Below are 8,843 nucleotides of genomic sequence, written 5' to 3'. Positions count from 1 at the left end.
CGGTGACCGCCGCCGCCAGCGCCGGCAGCACGCTCGGTGAGCACCACCGGCACCTGACGCCGTTGGCGCAACGGGTGGTCGAGCCCACGGACCCGTCCGTGCTGGCAGGCCACGACGTGGTGTTCCTGGCCTTGCCGCACGGGCATTCCGCGGCGCTGGCCGAACAGCTGAGCCCGCAAACCCTGATCATCGACTGCGGCGCGGACTTCCGGCTCACCGACGCCGCCGCCTGGCAGCGCTTCTACGGCTCCCCCCATGCCGGCAGCTGGCCCTACGGGTTGCCGGAGTTGCCCGGCGCACGCGAGCGGCTGCGCGACGCGCGGCGCATCGCGGTGCCCGGCTGTTACCCGACCGCGGCGCTGCTGGCGCTGTGGCCGGCGCTGGCCGAGGGCCTAGTCGAGCCCGCCGTCACCGTCGTCGCCGTCAGCGGCACGTCCGGCGCCGGCCGGGCGGCCACGACGGACCTGCTCGGCTCGGAGGTCATCGGATCGGCCCGGGCCTACAACATCGCCGGCGCCCACCGGCATACCCCCGAGATCGCCCAGGGACTGGAGGCGGTCGCCGGCCGCGACGTCACGGTGTCGTTCACCCCGGTGCTGATCCCGACGTCGCGCGGGATCCTGGCCACGTGCACCGCGCGCACCCGCGCGCCGCTGTCGCAGCTGCGGGCGGCCTACGACAAGGTCTACCAGGCAGAGCCTTTCATCTATGTGATGCCCGAGGGCCAGCTGCCCCGGACCGGCGCGGTGATCGGTAGCAACGCGGCGCACGTCGCCGTGGCGGTCGACGAGGCCGCCCAGACCTTCGTGGCGATCGCCGCGATCGACAACCTGGTCAAGGGCACCGGCGGCGCGGCGGTGCAGTCGATGAACCTGGCGCTGGGCTGGCAAGAGACCGAAGGCCTTTCGGTGGTCGGGGTGGCGCCGTGAGGGTGCTGCGCGAACAGGGCGTGACCGCCCCGGCCGGATTCCGGGCCGCGGGCATCGCCGCCGGGATCAAGGCGTCGGGTGCACGGGATCTCGCGCTGGTCTTCAACGAAGGGCCCGACCACGCGGCCGCCGGTGTCTTCACCAGCAACAAGGTCAAGGCGGCGCCGGTGTTGTGGAGCCAGCAGGTGCTCACCACCGGGCGGCTGCGGGCGGTCATCCTCAATTCCGGCGGCGCCAACGCCTGCACCGGGCCGGGCGGCTTCCAGGACACCCATGCCACGGCGGAGGCCGTCGCCGCCGCGTTGTCGGAGTGGGGAACCCAGACCGGGGCCATCGAGGTCGCCGTCTGCTCCACCGGCCTGATCGGTGACCGGTTGCCGATGGACAAGGTGCTCGCCGGGGTACGTGACATCGTGCGCGCGATGGCCGGCGGCCTGTCCGGTGGCGACGAGGCCGCCCAGGCCATCATGACCACCGACACGCGCGCCAAACAGGTTGCCGTGCATCATCGGAACGATTGGACTGTCGGCGGCATGGCCAAAGGCGCGGGCATGCTCGCCCCGTCGCTGGCCACCATGCTGTGCGTGCTCACCACCGATGCCGCCGCCGAACCGGCGGCCCTCGAGGCGGCGCTGCGCTACGCCACCGCACACACCTTCGACCGGCTCGACGTCGACGGCAGCTGCTCGACCAACGACACCGTGCTGCTACTGGCGTCGGGCGCCAGCGGAATCGCCCCGCCCCAGGCCGATCTCGGCGAGGCCGTGCTGCGGGCCTGCGACGACCTGTGCGCGCAACTGCAGGCCGACGCCGAGGGCGTCACCAAGCGCGTCGTCGTCACCGTCACCGGAGCCGCCTGCGACGACGACGCGCTGACTGTCGCGCGCATGGTCGCCCGCGACAGCCTGGTCAAAACCGCGCTGTTCGGGTCCGACCCCAACTGGGGCCGGGTGCTGGCGGCCGTCGGCATGGCGCCGGTATACCTGGACCCCGATCGAATTACCGTGTCTTTCAACGGGTCCCCGGTCTGTGTCGACAGCGTCGGGGTGTCCGGGGCGCGCGAGGTGGATCTGTCGGGGGCCGACATCGACGTCACCGTCGACCTCGCGGTCGGTGACGGGCGGGCCGCCGTCCGGACCACCGACCTCTCACACGCTTACGTCGAAGAGAACTCGGCCTACAGTTCATGACCCGCGCCGGCGATGATGCAGCACGTAGTGATGGGGACGAGCGGTGCACATGGCGATGAACCTCGACACCCTGCCCACCCAGCTCAAGGCCGAGGTGCTCGCCGAAGCCCTGCCCTGGCTCAAGCAGCTGCACGGCAAGGTCGTCGTGGTCAAATACGGCGGGAACGCCATGATCGACGACACGCTCAAACACGCCTTCGCCGCGGACATGGCGTTCCTGCGCAACTGCGGCATCCACCCCGTCGTCGTGCACGGCGGCGGCCCCCAGATCACCGCCATGCTGCGGCGCCTGGGCATCGCGGGAGACTTCAAGGGCGGATTCCGCGTCACGACGCCGGAAGTGCTCGACGTGGCGCGGATGGTGTTGTTCGGGCAGGTCGGGCGCGAACTGGTCAATCTCGTCAACGCACACGGACCCTATGCCGTCGGCGTCACCGGTGAGGACGCCCAGCTGTTCACCGCGATCCGGCGCAGCGTCACCGTCGACGGCGTGGCCACCGACATCGGCCTGGTCGGAGACGTCGCCCACGTGAACACCGCGGCCCTGCTGGATCTGATTGCGGCGCGACGTATCCCGGTGGTTTCGACGTTAGCGCCCGACGAGGACGGCGTGGTGCACAACATCAACTCCGACACCGCCGCCGCGGCGCTGGCCGAGGCCCTGGGGGCCGAGAAGCTGTTGGTGCTCACCGATGTCGAGGGCCTCTACACGCAGTGGCCCGACCGGGAGTCGTTGGTCAGCGAAATCGACACCGCCACGCTGGCGCAACTGCTGCCCACGCTGGAGGAGGGCATGATCCCGAAGGTCGAGGCGTGTCTGCGGGCCGTCGCGGGCGGCGTGCCCAGCGCGCACATCATCGACGGCCGGGTCAAACACTGCGTGCTGGTGGAGCTTTTCACCGACGCGGGCACCGGAACCACGGTGGTGAGCACGTGACGGCGACGATGCAGTGGGGGCACCCCCAGCCGCGCAGCGGCGAGGGGGACGCAGCGATGAACAGGAGCGGGACCGTTGATTAAGACGCGCACCGAGGAGATGCGACACCGCTGGGGCGCCGTCATGATGAACAACTACGGCACCCCTGCCATCGCCCTGGCCAGTGGCGAGGGCGCCACCGTCACCGACCTGGACGGCAAGACCTACCTGGATCTGCTCGGCGGCATCGCGGTCAACGTGCTGGGCCACCGGCACCCCGCGGTGATCGAGGCCGTCACGCAGCAGATGCAGACGCTGGGCCACACCTCGAACCTCTACGCCGCCGAGCCCGGCATCGCGCTGGCCGAAGAACTGGTCGCCCTGCTCGACGCGTCCGCGCCGGCCCGGGTGTTCTTCTGCAACTCCGGCGCCGAGGCCAACGAGGCGGCCTTCAAGGTGTCCCGGCTCACCGGCCGCACCAAGATCGTTGCCGCACAGGGCGGTTTCCATGGCAGGACGATGGGGGCGCTGGCGCTGACCGGTCAGCCGAGCAAGCAGGCGCCGTTCGCCCCGCTGCCGGGCGACGTCACCCACGTGCCCTACGGGGACGCCGGGGCGCTGGCGGCCGTGGTCGACGACGCCACGGCCGCGGTGTTCCTCGAACCGATCATGGGGGAGGGAGGCGTCGTCGTGCCGCCCGAGGGTTACCTGGCCGCCGCGCGTGACATCACCGCGCGGCACGGCGCGCTGCTGGCCATCGACGAGGTGCAGACCGGGATGGGGCGCACCGGAGCGTTTTTCGCCCATCAACACGACGGCATCACCCCCGACGTGGTGACACTGGCCAAAGGGCTCGGCGGTGGACTGCCCATCGGGGCGTGCCTGGCCATCGGCCCGGCCGCCGACCTGCTGACGCCGGGTCTGCACGGCAGCACCTTCGGCGGCAACCCGGTCTGCACCGCGGCGGCGCTGGCGGTGGTGCGGGTGCTGGCCGCCGAGGGCCTGGTCCGCCACGCCGAGATGATGGGCAAGTCGCTGCGTCACGGCATCGAGGGGCTCGGGCACCCGCTGATCGATCATGTGCGCGGCCGCGGACTGCTGCTGGGCGTCGCGCTGACCGCGCCGCGCGCCAAGGACGCCGAGGCCGCCGCGCGCGAGGCCGGGTTCCTCGTCAACGCCCCGGCGCCCGACGTGCTGCGGCTCGCGCCGCCGCTGATCATCACCGAGGCCCAGGCGGACAGCTTCGTCGCCGCGCTGCCGGGTATCCTCGACGCGGCCGGGACACCGGCATGAGGCACTTTCTGCGCGATGACGACGTGTCGCCCCAGGAGCAGGCTGAAATCCTTTCTCTGGCAGCGGAACTGAAGAAAGATCCATTCAGCTGCCGTCCGCTCGAGGGACCCCGCGGCGTCGCCGTCGTCTTCGACAAGAACTCCACGCGCACCCGGTTCTCGTTCGAACTCGGCATAGCCCAGCTCGGCGGGCATGCCGTCGTCGTCGACAGCCACGCCACCCAGCTGGGACGTGACGAGACGTTGCAGGACACCGCGAACGTGTTGTCGCGCTACGTCGAGGCGATCGTCTGGCGCACGTTCGGGCAGGAGCGCCTGGAGGCCATGGCCTCGACCGCGACGGTGCCGGTGGTCAACGCGCTGTCCGACGAGTTCCACCCCTGCCAGGTGCTGGCCGACCTGCAGACGGTCGCCGAACGCAAGGGGGCGTTGCGCGGGCTGCGGTTGTCCTACTTCGGGGACGGGGCCAACAACATGGCCCACTCGCTGATGCTGGGCGGGGCCACCGCCGGCATCCACGTCACCATCGCCGCTCCGGACGGCTTCGTCCCGGATCGGGATGTGTTGTCGGCAGCCGAGCGCCGTGCGCAGGCCACAGGCGCGTCGGTGACCGTCACCACCGACGCCGAGACGGCCGCCGCGGGCGCCGACGTCCTGGTGACCGACACGTGGACGTCGATGGGGCAGGAGGCCGACGGGCTCGACCGGGTCGGCCCGTTCCGGCCCTATCAGCTCGATGCGCGATTGTTGAGTCTGGCCGACACTGACGCCATCGTGCTGCATTGCCTTCCGGCGCACCGCGGCCAGGAGATCACCGACGAGGTGATGGACGGGCCGGCCAGCGCCGTCTGGGACGAGGCCGAGAACCGCCTGCACGCCCAGAAGGCACTGCTGGTGTGGTTGCTGGAGCGGGCACGATGACCGTGCCGGCGACGATGCAGAGCGAAGCGATGCGGAGGAGTGGCGCCGTTGATTAGGTCCAAGGCGACACCGGAGACCACCCGGGCCGGGCGACAGGCCCGGATCGTGGCGATCCTGTCGTCGTCGCCGGTGCACAGCCAAGGCGAGCTGGCCGCCCGGCTGGCCCGCGAGGGCATCGACGTCACCCAGGCCACGCTGTCGCGGGACCTCGAGGAACTGGGCGCGGTCAAGCTGCGCGGCGCCGACGGCGGCGTCGGCGCCTACATCGTGCCCGAGGACGGCAGCCCGGTGCGCGGGGTGTCCGGTGGCACCGCGCGGCTGTCGCGGCTGCTGAGCGACCTGCTGGTGTCGGCGGACGCCAGTGGGAACCTGGCGGTGCTGCGGACTCCGCCCGGCGCGGCGGACTATTTGGCCAGCGCGATCGACCGCGCGGCGCTACCGTACGTCGTCGGCACCATCGCGGGCGACGACACCGTCTTCGTGGCCGCCCGTGAGCCCATGAGCGGCGCCGAGTTGGCCAGTGTGCTCGACAAGCTCACGTAAGCCTTTCAATCAAAAGGAGTTGGTTCATGTCAGAACGCGTCATCCTGGCGTATTCCGGTGGCCTGGACACGTCGGTGGCGATCCGCTGGATAGGTAAGGAGACCGGCCGCGAGGTCGTGGCGGTCGCGATCGACCTCGGCCAGGGCGGCGAGGACATGGAGGTCATCCGCCGTCGGGCGCTGGACTGCGGCGCCGTGGAGGCGGTTGTCGTCGACGCGCGCGACGAGTTCGCGCAGGGCTACTGCCTGCCCACCGTGCAGAACAACGCGCTCTACATGGATCGCTACCCGCTGGTGTCGGCGATCAGCCGGCCGCTGATCGCCAAGCATCTGGTGGCGGCCGCCCGCGAGCACGGCGGGGGCATCGTCGCGCACGGCTGCACCGGCAAGGGCAACGACCAGGTCCGCTTCGAGGTCGGATTCGCCTCGCTGGCACCGGATCTCGAGGTGCTGGCGCCGGTGCGTGACTACGCCTGGACGCGGGAGAAGGCCATCGCGTTCGCGGAGGAGAACGCGATCCCGATCAGCGTCACCAAGCGCTCGCCGTTCTCCATCGACCAGAACGTGTGGGGTCGCGCGGTGGAAACCGGCTTCCTGGAACATCTGTGGAACGCGCCCACCAAGGACATCTACGCCTACACCGAGGACCCGACCCTGAACTGGAGCACGCCAGACGAGGTGATCGTCGGGTTCGAGCGCGGGGTGCCGGTGTCGATCGACGGCAAGCCGGTGACCATGCTGCAGGCCATCAGGGAGCTCAACGACCGTGCCGGTGCGCAGGGTGTGGGACGTCTCGACGTCGTGGAGGACCGCCTGGTCGGCATCAAGAGCCGCGAAATCTACGAGGCGCCGGGGGCGATGGTGCTGATCACCGCCCACGCCGAACTCGAGCACGTCACGCTCGAGCGCGAGCTGGGACGGTTCAAGCGCCAGACCGACCAGCGCTGGGCCGAACTGGTCTACGACGGTCTGTGGTATTCGCCGCTGAAGACGGCGCTGGAGGCGTTCGTCGCCATGACCCAGGAGCACGTCTCCGGGGAGATCCGGATGGTGTTGCACGGCGGCCACATCGCGGTGAACGGCCGGCGCAGTCCCGAATCCCTCTACGACTTCAACCTGGCCACCTACGACGAGGGCGACAGCTTCGACCAGTCGGCGGCCAAGGGCTTCGTCTACGTGCACGGGTTGTCGTCCAAGCTGGCCGCCCGCCGGGACCTGGCGTGACGGTTTCCGGGCGAGCAGTCCCCCGCAAGCGGGAGGTACCTCCGGCACATGCCCCCGACGCGCCGGGCGCAGCGGGGTATTTGCGACTGCTCGCGGAGGAAAAATGAGCACGCGCGAGGGGTCTTTGTGGGGCGGACGGTTCGCCGACGGGCCGTCGGACGCGCTGGCCGCGCTGAGCAAGTCGACCCACTTCGACTGGGTGCTGGCCCCCTACGACATCACCGCCTCCAAGGCCCACACCGTGATCCTGTTCCGGGCCGGGCTGCTCACCGCGGAGCAACGCGACGGGCTGCTGGCCGGCCTGGACAGCCTCGCTGAAGACGTCGCCGACGGCAGCTTCGCCCCCCTGGCCGGCGACGAGGACGTGCACGCCGCGATCGAGCGCGGACTGATCGACCGGGTCGGACCGGACCTGGGCGGGCGCCTGCGCGCCGGCCGGTCACGCAACGACCAGGTGGCCACCCTGTTCCGGATGTGGCTGCGCGACGCGGCACGCCGGGTCGCCGACGGGATACTGGGCCTCGTCGCCGCGCTGGCCACCCAGGCCGGGGCCCATCCGACCGCGATCATGCCCGGCAAGACCCACCTGCAATCCGCGCAGCCGGTCCTGCTGGCCCACCATCTGCTCGCGCATGCGCATCCGCTGCTGCGTGACGTGGATCGCATCGTCGACTTCGACAAACGCGCGGCGGTTTCCCCGTACGGCTCGGGCGCGCTGGCCGGCTCGTCGCTGGGGCTGGACCCGGACGCCATCGCCGCGGATCTGGGCTTTTCCGCTGCCGCAGAGAACTCGATCGACGCCACCGCAGCCCGGGATTTCGCCGCTGAGGCCGCGTTCGTCTTCGCGATGACCGCCGTCGACCTGTCGCGGCTTGCCGAGGACATCATCTTGTGGAGTTCCACGGAGTTCGGGTACGCCAGGCTGCACGACTCCTGGTCGACTGGAAGCTCGATCATGCCGCAGAAGAAAAACCCCGACATCGCCGAGCTGGCGCGCGGCAAGTCGGGTCGGCTGATCGGCAACCTGACCGGGTTGCTGGCGACACTGAAGGCGCAGCCCCTGGCCTACAACCGCGACCTGCAGGAGGACAAGGAGCCGGTGTTCGATTCGGTGGCCCAGCTGGAGCTGCTGTTGCCGGCCATGACGGGGCTGGTGTCCACCCTGACGTTCGACGTCGAGCGGATGGCGGCCCTGGCGCCGGCCGGCCACACGCTGGCCACCGACGTCGCCGAGTGGCTGGTCCGCCAGGGTGTGCCGTTCCGGTCCGCGCACGAGGTCGCGGGTGGGGCCGTGCGGGCCGCCGAAGCGCGCGGCGTCGGCCTCGACGAGCTCACCGACGACGAGCTCGCCGCGGTCAGTCCCGAGCTGACGCCCCGGGTCCGCGAGGTGCTCACGATCGAGGGGTCGGTGTCCTCGCGGGACGCCCGCGGCGGCACCGCTCCGGTGCGGGTCGCTGAGCAGTTGGCCGCGATCGGGGCGGCCGGCGAGGACCTGCGGAACCGGCTGCGTCGTAGCTGAGGCGGTCGGTTGCTGTAGCGGCGGTTTTCCGGCCGTCGAAAACGCAGACTAAACTTCCTCATCGAGGGCTTCGGCCGAACCTTTCGGCCCTGACCCTCGTTTCCAGAAGGTGGGGCCTATGAGTGTCGTCGCAGGAGTGTGCGGTGCGTTACCGCCGTACCGCTACTCGCAGTCCGAATTGACCGATTTCTTCGTCAGCATTCCGGAGTTCGAGGGGTACGAGGACATCGTCCGGCAGCTGCACGCCAGCGCCAAGGTCAACAGTCGTCACCTGGTCCTGCCGCTGGAGCGGTACCCGAACCTCACCGAG

Annotated in this window: 8 protein-coding genes and 1 pseudogene; all 9 read left to right on the top strand. The window is 70.5% G+C overall.

The window, feature by feature from the left end; genetic code table 11:
- The coding region (gene argC, locus ACOJVU_RS09950) for an N-acetyl-gamma-glutamyl-phosphate reductase (RefSeq protein WP_421529620.1) at positions 1-929 on the top strand (929 nt) is incomplete at its 5' end.
- Positions 884-2,119, top strand: coding sequence for a bifunctional glutamate N-acetyltransferase/amino-acid acetyltransferase ArgJ (gene argJ, locus ACOJVU_RS09945; protein ID WP_421529622.1), 1,236 nt, complete (start codon positions 884-886; stop codon positions 2,117-2,119). The genes argC and argJ, both read left to right, overlap by 46 nt.
- A gap of 55 nt (positions 2,120-2,174) precedes the next feature.
- Positions 2,175-3,056: an acetylglutamate kinase gene (gene argB / locus ACOJVU_RS09940; protein WP_421529621.1), complete on the top strand. Its 882-nt coding sequence runs from the start codon at positions 2,175-2,177 to the stop codon at positions 3,054-3,056.
- 75 nt (positions 3,057-3,131) lie between these two features.
- A complete protein-coding gene (locus ACOJVU_RS09935; protein WP_421529619.1) occupies positions 3,132-4,328 on the top strand; it encodes an acetylornithine transaminase in 1,197 nt (398 codons plus the stop codon).
- Positions 4,325-5,248 carry an ornithine carbamoyltransferase gene (argF, locus tag ACOJVU_RS09930; RefSeq protein WP_421529618.1) on the top strand — a complete coding sequence of 308 codons (924 nt, stop codon included), beginning with the start codon at positions 4,325-4,327 and terminating at the stop codon, positions 5,246-5,248. The genes ACOJVU_RS09935 and argF overlap by 4 nt, the downstream gene beginning before the upstream one ends.
- Positions 5,249-5,296: 48 nt before the next feature.
- Positions 5,297-5,791, top strand: coding sequence for an arginine repressor (locus ACOJVU_RS09925; RefSeq protein WP_421529617.1), 495 nt, complete (start codon positions 5,297-5,299; stop codon positions 5,789-5,791).
- A 26-nt stretch (positions 5,792-5,817) separates the two neighbouring features.
- Positions 5,818-7,014: an argininosuccinate synthase gene (locus ACOJVU_RS09920; protein ID WP_421529616.1), complete on the top strand. Its 1,197-nt coding sequence runs from the start codon at positions 5,818-5,820 to the stop codon at positions 7,012-7,014.
- Between the two features lie 103 nt (positions 7,015-7,117).
- Positions 7,118-8,533 (top strand): argininosuccinate lyase, encoded by a 1,416-nt coding sequence (gene argH, locus ACOJVU_RS09915; protein WP_421529615.1) that lies wholly within the window; start codon positions 7,118-7,120, stop codon positions 8,531-8,533.
- 118 nt (positions 8,534-8,651) lie between these two features.
- Positions 8,652-8,843 (top strand): annotated as a pseudogene (locus ACOJVU_RS09910) (type III polyketide synthase); the annotation flags it as partial.

Source organism: Mycobacterium sp. THU-M104 (genome assembly GCF_049197365.1).
Lineage (GTDB): Bacteria > Actinomycetota > Actinomycetes > Mycobacteriales > Mycobacteriaceae > Mycobacterium.
This window is presented reverse-complemented; position numbering and strand designations above follow the sequence as displayed.

Bases quoted from the DNA above. Each gene is read 5' to 3' on its own strand.
- argB (WP_421529621.1), top strand. From the start codon at position 2,175: ATGAACCTCGACACCCTGCCCACCCAGCTCAAGGCCGAGGTGCTCGCC.
- argF (WP_421529618.1), top strand. From the start codon at position 4,325: ATGAGGCACTTTCTGCGCGATGACGACGTGTCGCCCCAGGAGCAGGCT.
- ACOJVU_RS09920 (WP_421529616.1), top strand. From the start codon at position 5,818: ATGTCAGAACGCGTCATCCTGGCGTATTCCGGTGGCCTGGACACGTCG.
- argH (WP_421529615.1), top strand. From the start codon at position 7,118: ATGAGCACGCGCGAGGGGTCTTTGTGGGGCGGACGGTTCGCCGACGGG.